Source organism: Zeaxanthinibacter enoshimensis (assembly GCF_004362865.1).
Classification (GTDB): Bacteria; Bacteroidota; Bacteroidia; order Flavobacteriales; family Flavobacteriaceae; genus Zeaxanthinibacter; species Zeaxanthinibacter enoshimensis.
Window position 1 is genome coordinate 1009592 of sequence record NZ_SNYI01000001.1, and the last position, 18160, is coordinate 1027751.

The following is an 18160-nucleotide window of genomic DNA, read 5'->3' on the forward strand; positions in this document are numbered from 1 at the left end:
TACCTTATTTCAGTTTGTTGTCTCTTTTCCGGCCTCGACATATTTTTTAAAGTTCTCGAGGATGCCCTGCCACCCGGTTATTTGCAGGTCCACGGGATGTGTTTTATCTGTTTCAAAAGATTCTGTTATCCTGGTTTCATTCCCCTCTGCCTGAAAATGGATAGTAACCCTACGGCCATCCGAAATATGGTAGGAAATGAATTCATTGGCCCTTACCTCCTCGTAAGTCCCGGTATAATCAAAACCCATACTGCCATCCTTTGCTTCCATTCTCCAGTCCAGGGTTCCCCCGGGTCTTAAATCATTGACCGCAGAAGGACAATGCCACTCATCCGAGGCAAAATTCCAGCGGGTAATATGGTTTGGCCGGGTCCAGAATTGCCAGACCTTTGCAATTGGACACTTGATTACGGTTGAGATGGTTATTTCTGTACTGCCGGGAGATGTATGAGCTTCCATATTTGATATAGAAATCAATTTGTTTACACTCCTAAATTTAGGTGATTTACAGTTAATTATCAGATGTGAAAAAGAATTGGAAGAGATAATAAGTAAGCAGTAGCGAAAATAGATTTACTTATTTCACCTGGGTATTTCCGCAGGCCTTAGTTCCCTGTTCAGGAAAATTTCATGCTGTCGATTTCCATCCAGGCCAGTGCGGCAGGACCTAATATGGCATCTGCCCGGGTAGCTTTGGAGAGCAATATTTTGATCTTTCCTTTATAGGCATTAAACAGATGTCTTTCCATACTTTCAATCAGCGGATCCAACAGGATATGACCGGCCTTACTCAGTCCACCCGAAATAATAAACGCCTCCGGATCCAGGTGGGCTACGGTATCGGCCATTTTACTTCCCAATATTTCCCCGGTTCTTTTAAACGCAGTCAAGGCGATGAGGTCGCCATCCAGTGCGGCGTCAGAGATATTTTCCCCGTTGAGTTCTTCGAAGCTGAAAGAACGCAATTCGGAATCGTAGTTCAATTCGGCCAGAAGTTCAAAGACGGTTCGCCTGATCCCGGTAACAGAGGCATAAGTTTCAAGGCAGCCCCGCAACCCGCAGTTGCACTGCCTGCCCCCGGGTTCAACATTTACATGCCCGATCTCCCCGGCCACACCGTGTTGACCGATGAGTAGTTTTCCATCGATGATAATACCACTTCCAAGGCCTGTTCCCAGGGTAAGGGTGACAAAATTTTTCATCCCCACAGCAGATCCGAATAGCATTTCTCCAAGGGCTGCTGCATTGGCATCATTGGCGATAACCACCGGTAATCCGAATGCCCGCTCAATTTCCGTAGCCAAAGGCGATGCCTTTCCCCATCCCAGGTTAGGCGGATTTTCAATATTGCCAGTCATGGGATTTGCATTTGGTGCTCCTACCCCTACGAACACAAGTTGTTGCCCGGGGTGAAGTTTGTTCTGGAAGCCATTTACGACCTCTTTAAGGCGGGCCATAAAATGGTCAAAAGGAAGTGAAGCCTCGGTAGGGTAGATCGTTCTATGCAGAATTTTACCATCCCGGGATACCACTCCTATTTTGGTCAGAGAGCCGCCGATATCGATACCAAGAACAAGTTCTTTTGCCATCCTACAAAGGACGGGAATTCCCTTCAAAATTTCACTGATTGATGTCATATCATGGGAGCAGTAGTGCACATAAGTAATTCCCTGGATATGAAGTTCTTAGGGTCTGCCCGATTATAAGTACTACATGATCCAGGAACGTATAAATACGATCTAATCCAGGTATAATTCCTTGAAAAACCGGAGATGGTTTCCGGGGATGATCATGATCCAGATCTCATTCCGGGATAGAATATTCTTCGCGACCAACCGCCTCCCGTCCAGGTAACTTTTGTATGCGAGCAGGTAAATAATGATTATGCCGGCAAGAAGGTCCGAGCTGATCTCGTAATAATCATATAACCAATAGATCAGGGCCAGGGGCGCCAGTAAACATAAATAATATATAAAAACGTTTTTCATGATCCAGTTTAGCTGGGTTCCAGGTCGAGCTGCGCCAACACACATTCCAATTCCTCCAGGGAATCTTCGTCTATGATCTGTGTATCTATGGTAAGCTGTGCCTTTTCTGTCATGAGGATATAGTCACCCGCGAACTTGCGGATACGTTTAATATCAGTGAGTAGGAGTTTTGGTGAGAAGAGGAGATTCTTATATAAATATCCCTGTTTAATGGTTATATAAGCTTTTTTACGAGAGTAGAAATAATGTGTAAGTGAGATAGCCGCCAAAAGCAGCCACAGGTAGCTGACAATTTGGTCAAATGATGCTAGTATACGCCACCCCCCCATCAGCAGGAAAGAAATACCCAGCAACAAGTAATTACGCAGATGTTGATGTTTATAACAGACTTTCATCACCAATGGATGTTCATTTTTTTTGGTACAAATGGTGGTAAGTTCTGGCTTGGTGAGGGGTGAAATCACAGTAATATAGAGAATATTTCCGAAAAATTATTGCAGGGAGGCAATTTTTTATCCACATTCTTCTGATAGTGATGACTTTACATCGCTTAAACCTTGTTATCTGCAGTTGACCAAGGAGGACTCCAATTGTCTTTTTTCAATGTTATTGATGCTGTGGAACAGGCTATCCGCCCGGTTCCACATAACCAGTTAAAACAGTTGGCACGTTTACTCCTTCAATAAGTCGTTACGCCTAAGTAGAATTGTTAGTTTAAGCGAAGCGGGGGACCAACCACTTCCATCTCGTGGTCCAGGAAAATCTTCGCAATTTCCTCTTTGCCGGGTTCATGATCCATTTCCGCAAGTGTAAGGAAGAACTCTTCCATCTTTCCTGCGGGTTGGAAGATCACGGTCATCCGGCCCTTCTTTGAAATCTGGGTCCAGGCATGTGGGACATTCATAGGAAGGAAAATACTATCGCCTTTCCCAAGTCGAAATTCTTTATCCCCCACCCGGAACGCATAATTTCCATCCAGCACATAAAATACTTCATCTTGTTTATAATGGATATGAAGTGGGGTACCAAAACCGGGAGTGCGTGAGATTTGCTCAAAAATGCACATTCCTCCCAGGCTGTCTTTTCCTGACACTTTCATATCCATCAGGTTTCGGTTCACTCCTTTCAAAGGAATGTGGCCATGATGACGTCCTTCCCCTGCAGCAACCGTAAATCCTTCACGGTCCTGTATAGAAGAACTGGAACTTGTAGTAAACAAGTAGGGTAAAAGCGGGATTGCCGCGCAGGAAGCAAGAAAATGATCTCTTGTCATATCTAAAGCGATTTGAAGTTAAATTAATTTTTGTGGGATAGTAATCCGGGAGCTTTAATCAGGCGACTATACGGGCCTTTTCAGCAGGGTTTTAACCCGGTCTGATAAGCGCAGGCTTAAAGCCGTTAATGTTAAGGTGGGATTAGGAGCTCCGGAAGTGGGATAACAGGCTGCACCGGCTATGTGCAGGTTTGGAATACCATGTACCCTGCACTCAGGATCCACTACACCATTCTTAGGATCTGTGCTCATCCGGGTGGTACCCATATGATGCCAGCCTCCATTAGTAGTATCGGGAAAGCTGCTGTCATTCTTGTCCCTGAGGAATTCCCGGAGCTGTACCCGGCCGGTACCGGATAGGCCGGCCTGTTGCCCGATTAATTCCGCTATGCGCCTTACACTGTATTTGTCTAAGCCGGTCAATGCCCAGTTGAGATTGGTCCTGGGAACCCCGAGAGCATCTTTTTCCCTGGTGAGGGTTAATCTTGATTCCGGGTTAGGACACTGTTCAATACGGATATTCAGTTCAAAGGCTCTTTCGATAGCTCCTTTCTCCTGCTTACCGGCGGCAAGGGCTTCGTCCCAGCTCCGGAACATATTATCCTGACTCTTTCGCGGATCTTCGTTCTGCCAGGTATCCATCCGGGCCTTGGTATGTTTTCCAAGAACCAGGGGGCGTAAGGATAATGTCCCGTTAAGAATATTTTCCTTCTCCTGTATGGCTGCTGTAATTGCAAGTTCTGCTGCAGCTTTGGTATGACCGTATTTCCAGGAATACAGGTCCGTAGGGAAAGGATCTGCCATCCAAAGGTCGGCTACCGGGATCTCCAGGTGTTCCATAAAGAACCGGCCGACAAGGTCATGATCATTACCCAGGCCTTCAGGACGTTGATCGTTGGAAGCCAGCAATAGCCGTGTATTCTGTAATGTACCGCAGGCCAGGAGATAATGTTTAGCCCTTACCCGGTGTGTTTTCCCCGCATGGTTCTTTATCACAATATGATCCGCTTCAGAAGATCCATCCTTTAAACGGATCGAAGTAGCATGGGCATAGGTGCAGAGTTCAATGTTCCTTGCCGCAACCAGTTCATCCTTGTATAATGGTCCGAAATTCGCGGTAGTGAATTGCCACATCTTATTCCATACTACCTTCTCATCAAAAGGCAGGGGGTTTAAATTGGGTAATTCCTTATCCCAGTATTCAAGCTCGTATTCATAGGGGCCTAATTGCAATGGCACATGTGCTTTGGAATAATATGGGTCCAGGTCTTCCCGGCTGATGGGCCATCCGCTATAGGGAACCCAGCTGCGATCAATGAAATCGATAGGATCAAAAGGGGAACACATTCCCGCCCAATGTCCTGTTGCGCCCCCAAAGTAGTGCAACCGGGTAGAGCGGAGGGGGAAATAACGTTGCCCACTGGTTGTTCCTGACATTAGGTCCTGTACCTGGTCTTCATATTCAAACCCGCCTCCCTCGAGGAGGATTACTTTATGTGCTGTATCTTTCCAGTCAAGTGCTATACTGATCCCTGCAGCACCTGCACCTACGATGCAGATGTCGCCCTGTATCAGGCTATTGTTTTCCAGGTTCCGGGTGTCTGTGTGCATCGCTATGGAGTTGGATTATCTATTGAAAATAGCGCGCACTGTCTCGCTTCGGTAACCGAGAGCATCCATCCGTCGATCATCACTATCCGGTTCTCCCTGTAATCGTCATGAACCTGCTTTTCAATGACAGCAGCCATTTCTTTCTCATCCCGGGGTGTATCCCCCGTCAGTAATTTCAGGAGTTTTCTCCTGCTGTCTTCCTCCGGAAAAAGCTCACGGTATTGTGTGCCTACGTTTTGTAACTCCGGGCCGTCCTCCCATATCCTGTATAATACCGTGGCTTTGCCCAGGGCAGGGTCATAAGAAGCTCCTTTAAAGTAGAACCAGGCAGGGAGAGTAAGCACTGCCACCCCGGCAGCACCCACCATTAGAGCTTTTCTTCGATCCATAATTGCGCTGTTCCTGTCTTAATAAAAAGACTGTATTAGTAGGGTGTTGATTAAGTACGGGGGAGGTTTCAACCGCGGAAAATAAAAGCATACTATTCGCGGGAAGTGTCATTTACTTCTATACCAGAAGACACTATTAAAGATAGTGAAAAAAATGATGCCTGGTCCCGGAAATAATTCCTGAATAATAAGACAGTATAGGTATCAGAAACACGGTTTTGTGCTATAGCCTTTTTCACCGGTACTGGCCTCATGGTTTATAGTAAATCTTTGTTCTTCGGCTTTGTCAGCGGGAGCGAATTTGGCGTAATCCCAGTTTCCTGAATGGGTCAGGATAAATGTTCCTGAGAGGGTATTGCCAGAAAAAGCTCCGTAGGAATTTTCCAAAAGGGGTACAGCACCACTCGTATCGGTCTCCCTTGTTTTTTCAACCAGAATATACTGATCTTCCACTCCTTTGTAGACGGCCCACAACGCAATCCCGTTTTCACTGATGGCTATCATTAGTACCCGATCCTTATCCCTATCGTCCCTGTAACAGATATAGTATGACGGGGTGCTGGCCTGTGGATCAAGGGATATCATTTTATAGAGCGTGAATCTTTCTTCGTCAGGCTGAGTCTCCTCAACAAATCGTCGATAAATCATCACTTCGGATCCTTCGATCAGGCCGTAGTAAATATATCCGCCTCCGGCATACCAGCTGTTAAAGGCAAAGGCGGCTGCTTTTGGTATTTCCCAGGCAATATACTGCTCCTCGGGAATCGGGGACATTGCGGGCTCCTGGCTGATCCAGGCCGGGTTAGCCCAGGCATTGGAATAGAGGTAGATGTCTGCCTTTCCTCCATCAGTATCCTTGTAGACTTCTATGTTCAGCCCGTAAGGATCTTCCCCGGGATCTTCCAGCGAGGCCAATTGTATCCTCAGGTCTTCGAGTAATGCATCCCGGTCCGGGATAAGTTCGGACTCGAAAGCACTTTTCATCTCGCCGGGTTCTGGCTGTGCCAGGGTATCAGAGCGGACATAGGTTCTTGCAGGTTGCCGTGCCAGGGAATACACAGTTTCTGTTGCCACATAGGTCAGCTTCTCACCGGCCGGATCGTACTGGGGGTAAAATTCGAAAATATGCACCTGTTCAAGGCTGTCTTTCCGGAAAAGGAAATACTGGTTGTGCACACCGTAATCAAAACAATCGGTGGAATCTGTCACGATACGAAGGGAATCCCGGTTGAATTCACGCAGGGTGGTTGTACAATCCCCTGCTTCGTTCCTAAGGGTTTGTGAATTGTGAAAAGAAGATAATTCCTGTCCGAAAGGAAAGAGCTGTGGTTGGGCCTGCTCCCCGTTATCAGCCACCTTCTTTACGATATTTTCTGCTGAATCAGGTAAGTGCGCACCATCACCATCTTCCTTGCCACTGGTGTGCTGCCTGCAGTTGATACAGGTGAATGACAGGGCTAAGAGAAGTAGTCCCCTGAAGCCGGGAATGGAATTAAACATGTAATTTTCTGAAAGTTAAGTTCGCTATGTCTGCAATGCGAAATTGCTTCTTTCCTTTAAATCCTGCAAGTCATTTTTTTCATCAAAATGTTTTTCGGCTGCTCTTACGATCATCCTGGTATGGCGTTCAACTGCCTCCCGTTGTTCCTGGTCCTCTGATAAGGTATGAATGGTCTTCAGGGCTTCCACCAAACGTATCATGACAGAGGGACTCCCCACTGCAAACTGCCGGATCTGGTTAAAGGCTGCATTGAGCATTCCTTCAAAGGTGAGGGAGTCTGTCACGACACGCAGTACATTCTCCTCATCATAGCGGTACGGAAGCGGGAATTGTACCCTGGTAAGGTAACAAAGCGTACTGCACAGGTTGTCGACACAGGAAATAGCGGTAAAAGGATCATTGATTCCCGGCGATAATGCACGGGCAGCTATCTCTACCATTTGGTGGATAGAGAATTCCGCATCCTGTTGAGTGGTACGCGATTGCCCGTAAATAAAAGCATCTTGGATACGATCTAGATCCCCGGGGCTGATTGGTGCCAGGGAATAGATTTCCCCTATTTGCTGGTGCTCAACGACAAAGGCACCGGGTCTGATCTGCAGCAATAATAAGATATCCAGTTCGCTGGCAATCTCGGTAACAAGTCCTTCGTCCACGTATTGCAGGTAGCCGCCCTCCCCGGCAAGTAAGACAGAATTCTGCTGGAATTTGTTCCTGATCTCATCCAGGTTTGGTGTGGGCTTCTCGTTGCCTTCTCCAAGCTGATCAGGGAAAAGAGTTTTCATGTTCCGGGAAAGGGAAGAGGAGATATCAGCGATCACCCGGTCTGCCTGTATACTTATAGCGATGTGATGTATGAATACGATCAGCAGGATGATATTGGCGACCGTTGCCAGTATTGCCATAAAAACGGAAATGGTAGGGATAAACTGCAGTGAATCATTTTGAGAAACTGAGTTCAGGACCAGGAGGCAATAGACGTAGGTGGCAATATAGGTGCCGAGCACTACCTGGTTCAGGCGGTCGTGCATAAAATTATTCAGTAACCGTGGGCCGAACTGGGAGGAAGCCAGGGTAAGGGCTACAAGGGTAAGGGAAAAGACTGTCCCGGCCACCCCGATCATTGCCCCCGAGATCGTAGACAATACGCTCCTGGCAGAGTCTGCGCTGCCCGAGAACACCAGCTGAACCACTCCGCTGGGTTGATAGTTATAGAGGTTGTCCAGGTAAAGTAAACCAATGGCCATTCCTATGGCCAGGACGACGATCAGTATTGGGATAAACCAAAAGGTGGAGACAAGTTTTCCCCAGAGAAATTGAATTTTATTCATAATCCGGCCGTCCCGGGACAGGTTTTAGTGAGCTGGCCCCGGTGGTACATCTAAGGTATGCAATAAGTTCGGTACCCCTTTCCTCCCTATGAGATATTCGAGTGAGTAAGGCTCTCTTTCCTTTTAACGATCAGGTCAGCAATAGCATCCCAAAGTAATACTCTCTGTTGCAGGGCTTCCCTGGCAGTCCGGGCTGCTTCCTGCCATTTCGCGTCATCTTCCCCGCACAACTCCGAGACCATTTGCAGGGACAGAGGACCGTGTTCATCTCCATCCAATTCAATGTGGCGATCCAGGTAATAACTGAGTTTATTATAGCGTTCCTTGCCGCCTTCTGCTCGCTTCAGGATCTGCACGAACATATCCGGGATAAGGTCTTCCCGGCCAAAAGTAAATGCCGAGGCGATCAGGTGGGGTTTATCGGTATTGATAACCCGGAATGTATAACGTACAAAATTGAGGACCTTCTCATCAACTTCCAGCCGCGACAATGCTTCCTCGATAGAAGATCCCCGGCGTAAGGAGCTGACCATCCCATCGACCTCCGAGGTATTGGCGCCGATCTGCTCCATGGCATCCAGGTACATCTCGAAATGACTTTTGGGTTCGCCCACCTCATTCAGGTCACTCTCTTCTCCATGAACGATCTCGTTAATAAACCTGGCCAGTGAAGCGTTTTCCCGAGGTAACCACGGGGTGGTGATGGTGGTAAGCCTCATTTGCAGGGCTTTAAGCAAAGACATAAAATCCCAGACCGCGTACACGTGTTGTTCCATGAACACCCGAATGTCGTCCACGTCTTCAAGCTGATCGTACAACCTGTGGGTTTTAAGGGCATTTCTCAGGCTTTGGAGGTCTTGCTCTATCTTTTCAATATAACTCATAGCAGTGTTTTTTAGCCCGGAAAGCAATGAATGCCTCCCGGGGCTGCAAAAATACAACCCGTTGATATTTTTTGGAACTGGTAGGTGGAAATAGTGATGCTCAGCTTATTGAGCGGTTGCCATAGTGGAAGTTTCTTTGGAGATAAGCTTCCTGGTTACTACGAACACCCCTGGTTTTTGTAAGTAAGGGGTAGTGTAGTGTGAGGCGCATTCCGTGTCGGGAAAACTTTGGAGATCCATTAATACCAGGACCTTGCTGCTTACACCCTGCCCGTTCTTCACGGCAGGTAACCATCTTCCCTGCAATCTTCCTAAAGCACTGAGGAAAGGAGTTTCCATCCCCGGGAAAGGAACTTTATCTGCAGTTATGGATTTTAGTTGTCCTTCGGGACCAATGATAAGGCTGGCCTGGAAAAGTCCGCTGCAGTTAGCTTCACGTACCGATCTTTTTAATGGAAATTCCTGCTGCAGTAAATGGGTAAAATCATATGGATCACCCAGGTAGAGCGGCGGACTGTCCACTTCCTCCATCCGGTAGCTACCCTGGGAGAGTACAGGAACGCTCAGGGGCACACTCAGACGGTTAACAGCTTTCAATAAAGTACCATCCTGGTAATGGAAGGCAAGTACGACCTCGTCTTTCTGGTTGAAAAAAGACCAGCTTCTCTTATTATCATTATTGATGCCGTCGGATCCACCCCCTGGCAGCAGTTCCCGCGGCTTTTCCGGGGTACTTGCGAGTATATTCTTTTCTGCCTGGGGTAAAGTTTCCCGGAGTTCAAGGCTTCGCTGCCCGGTCATTGACTGGGTGGCAATCAAGAGAAGCGCAATTGATACGATCTTATACATAGGGGAAACTTTAATGCTGATATAATATTAACTCGTAAAGTACGAAAGTTGTTGTTCAATCAGCGCAATTTGTGCTATAAAAGTGATTCCGTTCAAAATACCCGGGATTGCGTTACATACCGGGCCTGCTTCTGGTGGTTGAGACCGAATATTTTCCGGAAAATTCGGGATGTAAATTCGGGGCATATTATTTATGAAATGATATCCTGCCATAACCTAGTCTTTAAATGAAGTAAAATTTCCACGACTGCCTGGCAAATTTTTATAACCTGGTCCTTTGAGCCACAAGCTGAAAAAAACGCCCGCACTAAATTTAGTGCAGGCGTTCACAAATTAATATCCTGTAATGCCAATTAAAGGGTTCGCAGGTATTCGGCGATAGCCCTGGTCTCTTCCCTGGTAAGGTTCTGGTTCAGCATTATAGCATTATTGTATTCTTTCAGCAGTGCTTTTGCAATCGGGTCTTCCTTAAGCATACCATCCGGGTTCAGGATCATATTCATAACCCACTCCGGGCTGCGTCTTTCATAGATCCCTGCAAGTGCCGGACCAATCATTCTCTGGTCTGTCATATGGCAGGCGGTACAGATGGCATTGTATTTGGCCTCGCCCTGCGCTGCTAATTCCATATCTATCTCGTCACCGAATTCAACAGATTCTACCGGACCTATCCCTTTGTTACTCATATCCACCGGGACCTCTACGGACTCAGTTTCTTTCTTTTCGGTTTTTTTGGTGCGGTTCATTTCAAAACCGTCCTTGGATTCTTCTTTCTTCTCCTTGTCACCGCAGCTGATCATCACAGCTCCCATGGCCAATATCATGGCTAGTTTTTTCATTGTTCAATTATTTAGGTTCACTAAGATAATAAATACAGTTGTTCAGCTGAGGTCTTCAAAGAAATTTATAGACCTTTTTTCAGAATAAGTAATATTCTGCTCGCCGTAAAAACCTACATGTCCCCCGTAACCGGGAGTTTCCAGGTATAAGGCCGGGTTTATCCGGGCTATATCAAAAGGATAGCAGGCATTGCCAAGGAAGGAATCGTCCTTTGCGTTAATGATCAACGCTGGCAGGTGAATATTCGGTAAAAACTGCAGTGCACTGCATTGCTCATAATAATCCTCTGCGTCCTTAAAGCCATGGGCTACACTGGTGTACAGGTCATCAAAATCCTTGAGATTCCTTATCCGTTTCAGTAATCTGTCCGGAAGTTCTTCCGGGAACATTTTTTGCTTCTCCTTTAGTTTCCGGACCAGGTGCTTCAGGAAACGGCGGGCATACAGGTAATTCTCCCTGGAAAGCAATCTTTTCAGCGATTCATGCAGGTCACAGGGAACAGAGACACCAACGGCGGCTTTCAGCTGGGGTGGAAGATTGCGGCCTTCCCCCAGGTACTTCATGGCCATATTACCGCCCAGGCTAAAACCTTTTATATACAATTCGCTGTAATCTTTGGTTCCAAGGATATGCTGTATCACCGCATGAAGGTCTTCCGTAGCGCCCGAATGATAGGAGCGGAACAGCTTGTTGGTCTCCCCGCTGCAACCCCTGAAGTTTACAGCGCAGGCATCGTAGCCGGCCTTATTGAAGGCCCGTGCACTTCCTGTAATATAGGGGCGTTGCGCATTCCCTTCCAGGCCATGGAGCAGGATCACAACCTTATGGGTTGGGGAATCACTATAACTCCAGTCGAGATCTATGAAATCACTGTCCCACAGCTGGACTCGCTCCCGCTCCTGATCCAAACCCCGCACCCGGCGGAACAGCCCGTGGTAGATAGTAGCCAGGTGACCGCTCCTGAACAGGAAAGGTGGTGTGTATTCTACAGGGATATGGGGCATTTACAGGTCTTTAGGGTATGTATGTAGTAAAGCGGCCTGGGATTCAACGGCCTCTTTGAATTCTTTTTTAAGTAGTTCAACAAGTTCAGCTACAGGTAGTACATCATCAATGGTGGCTACTCCCTGCCCCGCAGACCAGATCGTTTTCCAGGCTTTGGCTTCAGTATCCAGTTCTTTGCCAAAATCTATTTTACTCCCCTTTTTTAAATCATCTTCAGATAAACCCGCCGCTTTAAGGCTTGGGGCAAGAAAATTAGCGTAAACCCCGGATACCGCTGCTGTATAAACGACATCACTCGCACCTGCTTCTACGATCATCTCCCGGTATGCCTCCGGGGCATTACTCTCGCTGGTGTTGATAAACCGGGTGCCCATATAGGCCAGGTCGGCTCCCATCTGCATGGCCGAAGCGACATCCCGCCCGGTACTGATACAGCCTGACAGTAATATGGTCTTTTTAAAGAACTGCCTGACCTCCGCAACCAGGGTCATAGGATTGATGGTACCGGCGTGTCCGCCGGCTCCTGCTGCGACCAGGATAAGTCCGTCTACGCCCGCACCGGCAGCTTTTTCTGCATGCCGTTTCTTGATGACATCGTGGAATACAAGTCCACCGTAACTATGCACGGCATCAACTACCTGCGACACTGCCCCCAGGGAAGTAATAACCAGGGGTACTTTATGCTTGATACATAATTCCAGGTCGGCCTGTAAACGGGGATTGCTTTGGTGCACTATAAGGTTTACCCCGAATGGAGCAGCCTTCTTCCCGCTTTCCTTCTCATACTGTGCCAAAGCTTCCTTGATCTCGATCAGCCATTCCTCGAATCCCTCGCTGCTTCGCTGGTTCAAAGCCGGGAAGGTGCCGACGATTCCCTGTTTACAGCACGAAATGACCAGTGCGGGATTAGAGATCAGGAACATAGGTGCGGCAACTACCGGGAGCGATAGTGTTTGCAGGAAGTCGGGTTTGTCTTGCATGGGAATATGGTTAATGGATAAAAATACGCTAATTTTTTGTGGCCTAAAACTGTGGTCCTCTCCAAAACTATGGTATTTTTGGAAATAGTATGCATGCATAATAAAAAAATAGCTTTTCTATGTACCTGAAAGAATTTGAAGTCCGCTGGAGTGATGTCGATGCCAACCGCCACCTGGCTAATTCGGCCTTCGTAAATTATATGAGTCACACCCGTATGGGTTTCCTGATGGAGATGGGCTTTAACCATAAGACAATGGCTGAGCGCTCGCTCGGACCGGTGGTACTCTATGAACATATCTATTACTTTAAAGAGGTCTTTCCCGGTAAACCGATCAGGGTATCCCTGGAAATTGTCGGGATGAGTGAGGATGGGATGTTCTTTGAGTTCTACCATAACTTTTACGATGAAAAAGGGAGGCACCTGGCTCACGGAGAAATGATGGGAGCCTGGATAGACCTGCAGAAAAGAAGCCTGACGGCTTTACCAACGGACCTGTTAGAGACCTTTAATTCATTTGAAAAGTCGGGTGAATTCCGGACCCTTACTAAAGAGGATACCCGTGCCCATGGCAAATTTCCTAAAGACCTGGCTTAGGGCGTTTGCTGGCAAGGTAAACACCGAGTAATACCAGGCAGGCGGCCAGAACCTTCAGTAAGGTCAGCTGGTCTTTTCCACTGGCAACGGCGTAAAGTATCCCGATCAATGGCTGAACATAGACAAAGGCACTGACTGTACTCGCCTTGAGTTGGGTAAGCGCAAAAGCATTGAAGAGGTAAGTACAGAAGGTAGTTCCCAGCACTACGAATCCCAGCTTCCAGATCGCATCCCAGGGAAGGGTGGTCCATTCAACTGCGATAAACTGGCTCCAGCCAAAAGGCAGATTGATGAAAATGGCGATCAGGAAGAGCCATTTCAGTAGGGTAAAGGGGTGATATTTACCGATCAGTTTTTTTACCAGGATCAGGTACAACCCGTAAAATGTAGCATTCAATAGAAAGAGCAGGTTCCCCAGCGGGATATTTGGCGCATCCTGTCTCAGCTCCCCGCCGTAAAGGACCAGGATAAGCGCGCCAACCAGGCCAATCCCGATTCCCAAAGCTCGCAATTTGTAGATCTTCTCCTGGATCAGGAAGGCAGATAACAGCACTACGATGATCGGGGTAGTGGTTACCAGCACACTGCTGTTGATAGGGGTGGATAGCTCCAGGCCGGAAAAGAAAGCCAGCATGTTGATCACCATCCCGCAGATAGCACATACCAGGACCCGTCCCCAGTCTTTCTTTTCAATGCGTTCCCTGGGTGCGAGGAAGGATATTGCCCAAAAGAGTATAGTTGCACCAATAACCCTTAGCAGCACAAATCCCATAGGCTGGATATGGCCGGGCATCACTCCTTTGGCGATGGTATGGTTTACCCCGTAAATGGCCGTTGCCCCCAGAGCGGCCATGATGGCCAGGGTTCGGCGATTCAAGAACCCAGGTATTCTTTGGCCTCGGCCACGGTTTTTTTGCTGTTCCCGATGAAGATGTGGTCATTACCCGCAATGACCGGACGTTTAAGAAAGGTATAATGCTCCAGTAATAGTTGCCTGTATTCCTCTTCCCCTAATTCCTGCTTATTCAGCCCCCTTTCCTTATATAATCTCGCCCGTTTGTTGAACAAGGATTCATAACTTCCTGCCAGCGCGTGCAATTCTTTTAACTGGGAACCGGAAACGGGTTCGGTTTTTATATCCTGCAATCGGTATCCTTCCGGCTTACCGATTTCACCTTGGATCCTTTTACAGGTGTCACATGTACTGAGATGGAAAATAGTGTTCATACCGCACTGGGTTATTTAAATACTTGCCTGTTTGGATAAAAGGCAAAACTAGGACATATCCTGAAACCAGGGACCCGGCATAATCAATTATTTCTATGTTTTTACGGCCTTGTCCTATGAGGAGCGAAACCGTGGTTTCAGGTATTCCCTCACCTCGTCCATGGACAGCAGAAGAATTACACGGCCATCGGCATAGGAGGCAACTTCGTATTCGTTGTAGAGCAGGGTGAGGCCCTTCTCAGATAAGCCAATATTCTCCGGGAGGTAGAACTGATCATCACTGAACATAAATCCTGTACTGTTTATAGCCTCATCGGCAGGGATGTCTTCCTGCTGCCGGAAACGCGCCTCGGCAAAATTTTTGAATGCCTCTTCATCGCTAAACAGTTCCCCCGGTTCTAGCTCGGTTCCTTTTTCACGGTCAAAATTCAGGAGCCTGGTAACCTGGTAGCCGTGTGCCCCTCCGGTAAACATGTTGGCTTCCATGGCAATACTGACCAGTCCCGGGTCCTGGTAGGTCACCTCTGCCCGGATGATGGCTTTCCACCCTGCCATTTCATCATCAAATTTTTCACGCAGTTCCCTGTAGTCTTTCTCGAAAGCGTCCATGGCTTCTTCTACGGAAGCGGCCTGTCCCGTTTCGCCGTAGGTGAGCAGGGATATGATCTCTTCCCTTAATGCCGCGTTGATCGTTTTTACAGATTTCTCTGAACCCATGGCTTCCGGGATAGTGATATTCACCTCCGGACAATCTTTACATTCCTGGCTGTTAATTTCGGTCGGCTCAAAGAAAAGGGTTTCCTCCTCGGAACAGGAGATCAGTAAGAAAAGCAGGCTGCTTAGCACTAAAATATATTTCATGGATAAGGTCTTAACGCACCGGCGAAGCTACAAATTCATTTTCATTGGTTTCTAGGAAAGATAACGATACTTTTGTATTCCAAATTTAGGAAGTATGAGCAATAAAGACCTGAGATTTAACAGTAAGACGATACACGGCGGGCAATCCCCCGACAAGGCATATGGCGCGGTAATGCCCCCTATCTACCAGACCTCCACTTACGCCCAGAGTACACCGGGCGGTCACCAGGGATTCGAGTATTCCCGGAGTGGTAACCCTACAAGGGCAGCACTGGAAGCCTCCCTTGCAAGTATAGAAAACGGGAATTACGGGCTGGCTTTCGGCAGTGGCCTTGCAGCCATTGATGCCGTGATGAAGCTGATGAAACCAGGTGATGAGATTGTTTCAACGAACGACTTATACGGTGGCAGCTACCGCCTTTTCAAAAAGGTATTTGAGGATTTTGGCCTGAAGTTCCACTTCGTGGGGATGCAGGACGTGGCAGCCGTGGAAGAAAAGATCAATGAGAATACCAGGTTGTTATGGGTTGAAACCCCGACCAACCCCATGATGAATGTGATCGATATTGAAGCCATGGCGGCCCTTGCTGAAAAACATAAACTGCTGCTTGCTGTAGATAATACTTTCGCTACTCCTTACCTACAGCTACCGCTGGACCTGGGTGCGGACATAGTGATGCATTCGGCTACCAAGTACCTCGGGGGCCATAGCGATGTTGTTGTAGGCGCCCTGGTGGTAAAGGATAAGGAGCTTGCCGATAAACTTTACTTTCTACAGAACGCCAGTGGAGCCGTGTGTGGTCCGATGGATAGTTTCCTGACACTAAGAGGGATAAAGACCCTGCATGTGCGGATGCAGCGTCACTGCGAGAACGGCAGGATCGTCGCCGAGTACCTCAAGGCTCACCCGGCGATTGAAAAAGTATACTGGCCCGGTTTTGAAGATCACCCTAACCATGACGTTGCTGCCAGGCAGATGCGCGATTTTGGCGGGATGGTCTCCTTTGTGCCCAAAGGCAGTTCCTATGATGCGGCTATAGCCATAGTGGAAAAACTTAAAGTCTTTACCCTTGCGGAATCCCTTGGAGGAGTGGAGAGTCTTGCAGGTCACCCGGCCAGTATGACGCATGCCAGTATCCCGAAAGAGGAGCGTGAGAAAAGTGGGGTCGTGGACTCCCTGATCCGCCTAAGCGTGGGAATTGAAGATGCTGCAGACCTGGTCGCCGATCTTGAACAGGCTATCGGCTGATCCTCAGTGGGAACAAATTGTCAAATTTTTAAAAAAAGCAGGGGTAAAATATTTAAATAGCATAATTTAGCGCTGAAATTGCTATATATTGAATAATATTAAAAATATCCCTGTTTTAAGAGGTTCTGTCCATAGCAGAGCTGTTGCATGAAGCCGGGACTGAACCAATTACATTAATTAAGCATATAATATGGAAGCGAAAATCAAAGCTTTTATGGATGAGGTGATCAGTCGGAATGGGCATGAGCCGGAATTCATCCAGGCAGTACAGGAAGTAGCCGAGACGGTGATCCCATACATTGCAAAACACGAAATTTACAATGGCAAAAACATCCTGCTCCGGATGGTAGAACCCGAGCGCCTGATCTCTTTCAGGGTAGCATGGGTTGATGATAACGGGGATATCCACGTAAACCGTGGCTACCGTATCCAGATGAACTCGGCCATCGGACCTTACAAAGGGGGATTACGTTTTCACCCTTCGGTGAACGCCAGTATTCTTAAATTCCTTGCCTTTGAGCAGGTTTTTAAGAACAGCCTCACCACCCTGCCAATGGGTGGAGGAAAAGGAGGATCAGATTTTGATCCCAAGGGAAAATCTGATGACGAGGTAATGCGATTCTGTCATGCTTTTATGACCGAGTTATGCCGCCATATCGGTCCTAATACAGATGTGCCTGCAGGGGATATCGGTGTAGGTGCCAGGGAGATCGGTTTCCTGTTCGGAATGTATAAGAAGATCAGGAATGAATTCACCGGGGTGCTTACCGGGAAAGGTCTTTCCTGGGGAGGATCCAAGATCCGCCCGGAAGCTACAGGTTATGGTACCGTGTATTTCGCCCAGAATATGCTGAAAACAAGAGGTGAGGATATTAAGGACAAAGATGTCGTGATTTCCGGTTCAGGGAACGTGGCCCAGTTTGCTGCCGAAAAAGTATTACAGCTTGGGGGGAAAGTGCTTACCCTTTCCGATTCCGGTGGATATATCTATGATGCAGATGGAATAGACGAGGAAAAACTGGCGTATGTTATGGATCTTAAGAATAACAAACGCGGAAGGATCTCTGAATATGTAGATAAATACCCGAAAGCTACCTTCCATAAAGGTGGTTCACCATGGGAGGTGAAATGTCATATTGCACTTCCTTGTGCTACCCAGAACGAACTGGATGGGAACGATGCCAAAGCATTGCTTGAGAATGGCTGTGTATGTGTTGCTGAAGGAGCTAACATGCCATCCACTCCTGAGGCTATCCATGCTTTCCACGAAGCGAAAATATTATTTGCACCTGGGAAGGCATCCAATGCAGGGGGTGTTGCCACTTCCGGACTGGAAATGTCGCAGAACTCACTGCGAATCAGCTGGACCCGTGAAGAAGTGGACGAGAGACTGAAAGGAATTATGAAAGATATCCATGATTCCTGTACTGCTTTCGGTACAGAAGAAGATGGATATTGTAACTACGTGAAAGGAGCAAACATTGCCGGTTTTGTTAAAGTTGCCGACGCAATGCTCGCCCAGGGGGTGATCTGATCCAATAAATCGTAATAAATGCATAAGGCCGGGGATTCCCGG

20 protein-coding genes are annotated in these 18160 nt (G+C 47.6%); 3 read left to right on the forward strand and 17 right to left on the reverse strand.

What is annotated here, in order from left to right:
- Positions 1 to 9: 9 nt before the first annotated feature.
- The 14 genes from CLV82_RS04420 to CLV82_RS04485 all read right to left on the reverse strand — a co-directional run bounded on the left by CLV82_RS04420 (position 10) and on the right by CLV82_RS04485 (position 12651).
- A complete protein-coding gene (locus CLV82_RS04420; protein ID WP_133643073.1) occupies positions 10 to 459 on the reverse strand; it encodes an SRPBCC domain-containing protein in 450 nt (149 codons plus the stop codon).
- A 158-nt stretch (positions 460 to 617) separates the two neighbouring features.
- A complete protein-coding gene (locus tag CLV82_RS04425; RefSeq protein ID WP_133643074.1) occupies positions 618 to 1589 on the reverse strand; it encodes an ROK family protein in 972 nt (323 codons plus the stop codon).
- A 150-nt stretch (positions 1590 to 1739) separates the two neighbouring features.
- A complete protein-coding gene (locus CLV82_RS04430) occupies positions 1740 to 1988 on the reverse strand; it encodes a hypothetical protein (RefSeq protein WP_133643075.1) in 249 nt (82 codons plus the stop codon).
- A gap of 8 nt (positions 1989 to 1996) precedes the next feature.
- Positions 1997 to 2383, reverse strand: coding sequence for a hypothetical protein (locus CLV82_RS04435; protein WP_133643076.1), 387 nt, complete (start codon positions 2381 to 2383; stop codon positions 1997 to 1999).
- A gap of 314 nt (positions 2384 to 2697) precedes the next feature.
- Positions 2698 to 3261, reverse strand: a complete 564-nt coding sequence (locus CLV82_RS04440) for a cupin domain-containing protein (protein ID WP_133643077.1) — start codon at positions 3259 to 3261, stop codon at positions 2698 to 2700.
- A 66-nt stretch (positions 3262 to 3327) separates the two neighbouring features.
- Positions 3328 to 4872: an FAD-dependent oxidoreductase gene (locus tag CLV82_RS04445; protein WP_133643078.1), complete on the reverse strand. Its 1545-nt coding sequence runs from the start codon at positions 4870 to 4872 to the stop codon at positions 3328 to 3330.
- A gap of 2 nt (positions 4873 to 4874) precedes the next feature.
- Entirely contained in the window at positions 4875 to 5261 is a 387-nt protein-coding gene (locus CLV82_RS04450; protein ID WP_133643079.1) for a hypothetical protein, read from the reverse strand.
- 204 nt (positions 5262 to 5465) lie between these two features.
- Positions 5466 to 6761: a hypothetical protein gene (locus CLV82_RS04455; RefSeq protein ID WP_133643080.1), complete on the reverse strand. Its 1296-nt coding sequence runs from the start codon at positions 6759 to 6761 to the stop codon at positions 5466 to 5468.
- Between the two features lie 24 nt (positions 6762 to 6785).
- Positions 6786 to 8093, reverse strand: a complete 1308-nt coding sequence (locus CLV82_RS04460) for a DUF2254 domain-containing protein (protein ID WP_133643081.1) — start codon at positions 8091 to 8093, stop codon at positions 6786 to 6788.
- An 86-nt stretch (positions 8094 to 8179) separates the two neighbouring features.
- Positions 8180 to 8977, reverse strand: a complete 798-nt coding sequence (locus CLV82_RS04465; RefSeq protein WP_133643082.1) for a DUF3050 domain-containing protein — start codon at positions 8975 to 8977, stop codon at positions 8180 to 8182.
- A 105-nt stretch (positions 8978 to 9082) separates the two neighbouring features.
- Entirely contained in the window at positions 9083 to 9826 is a 744-nt protein-coding gene (locus tag CLV82_RS04470) for a hypothetical protein (RefSeq protein ID WP_133643083.1), read from the reverse strand.
- Between the two features lie 353 nt (positions 9827 to 10179).
- Positions 10180 to 10665: a c-type cytochrome gene (locus CLV82_RS04475; RefSeq protein ID WP_133643084.1), complete on the reverse strand. Its 486-nt coding sequence runs from the start codon at positions 10663 to 10665 to the stop codon at positions 10180 to 10182.
- Between the two features lie 42 nt (positions 10666 to 10707).
- Positions 10708 to 11670 carry a YheT family hydrolase gene (locus CLV82_RS04480; protein ID WP_133643085.1) on the reverse strand — a complete coding sequence of 321 codons (963 nt, stop codon included), beginning with the start codon at positions 11668 to 11670 and terminating at the stop codon, positions 10708 to 10710.
- Positions 11671 to 12651 carry an NAD(P)H-dependent flavin oxidoreductase gene (locus CLV82_RS04485; RefSeq protein WP_133643086.1) on the reverse strand — a complete coding sequence of 327 codons (981 nt, stop codon included), beginning with the start codon at positions 12649 to 12651 and terminating at the stop codon, positions 11671 to 11673.
- A gap of 119 nt (positions 12652 to 12770) precedes the next feature.
- Here CLV82_RS04485 and CLV82_RS04490 point away from each other — a divergent pair, with 119 nt between their 5' ends.
- Positions 12771 to 13247, forward strand: a complete 477-nt coding sequence (locus CLV82_RS04490) for an acyl-CoA thioesterase (protein WP_133643087.1) — start codon at positions 12771 to 12773, stop codon at positions 13245 to 13247.
- On the opposite strand, the gene CLV82_RS04495 is transcribed toward CLV82_RS04490, so the two are convergent.
- The 3 genes from CLV82_RS04495 to CLV82_RS04505 all read right to left on the reverse strand — a co-directional run bounded on the left by CLV82_RS04495 (position 13231) and on the right by CLV82_RS04505 (position 15335).
- A complete protein-coding gene (locus CLV82_RS04495; RefSeq protein ID WP_133643088.1) occupies positions 13231 to 14124 on the reverse strand; it encodes a DMT family transporter in 894 nt (297 codons plus the stop codon). The two genes, CLV82_RS04490 and CLV82_RS04495, sit on opposite strands and share 17 nt — an antisense overlap.
- A complete protein-coding gene (locus tag CLV82_RS04500) occupies positions 14121 to 14474 on the reverse strand; it encodes an arsenate reductase family protein (protein WP_133643089.1) in 354 nt (117 codons plus the stop codon). Before CLV82_RS04500 ends, CLV82_RS04495 begins: the two co-directional genes overlap by 4 nt.
- 114 nt (positions 14475 to 14588) lie before the next feature.
- Positions 14589 to 15335 carry a DUF3298 and DUF4163 domain-containing protein gene (locus CLV82_RS04505; protein WP_133643090.1) on the reverse strand — a complete coding sequence of 249 codons (747 nt, stop codon included), beginning with the start codon at positions 15333 to 15335 and terminating at the stop codon, positions 14589 to 14591.
- A gap of 109 nt (positions 15336 to 15444) precedes the next feature.
- On the opposite strand from CLV82_RS04505, the gene CLV82_RS04510 reads away from it, so the two are divergent.
- The gene (locus CLV82_RS04510) at positions 15445 to 16584 is read left to right on the forward strand and encodes a cystathionine gamma-synthase (RefSeq protein ID WP_133643462.1); all 1140 of its coding nucleotides are present in this window, start codon (positions 15445 to 15447) and stop codon (positions 16582 to 16584) included.
- A 190-nt stretch (positions 16585 to 16774) separates the two neighbouring features.
- Positions 16775 to 18118, forward strand: coding sequence for an NADP-specific glutamate dehydrogenase (gdhA, locus tag CLV82_RS04515; RefSeq protein WP_133643091.1), 1344 nt, complete (start codon positions 16775 to 16777; stop codon positions 18116 to 18118).
- Positions 18119 to 18160 lie beyond the last annotated feature (42 nt).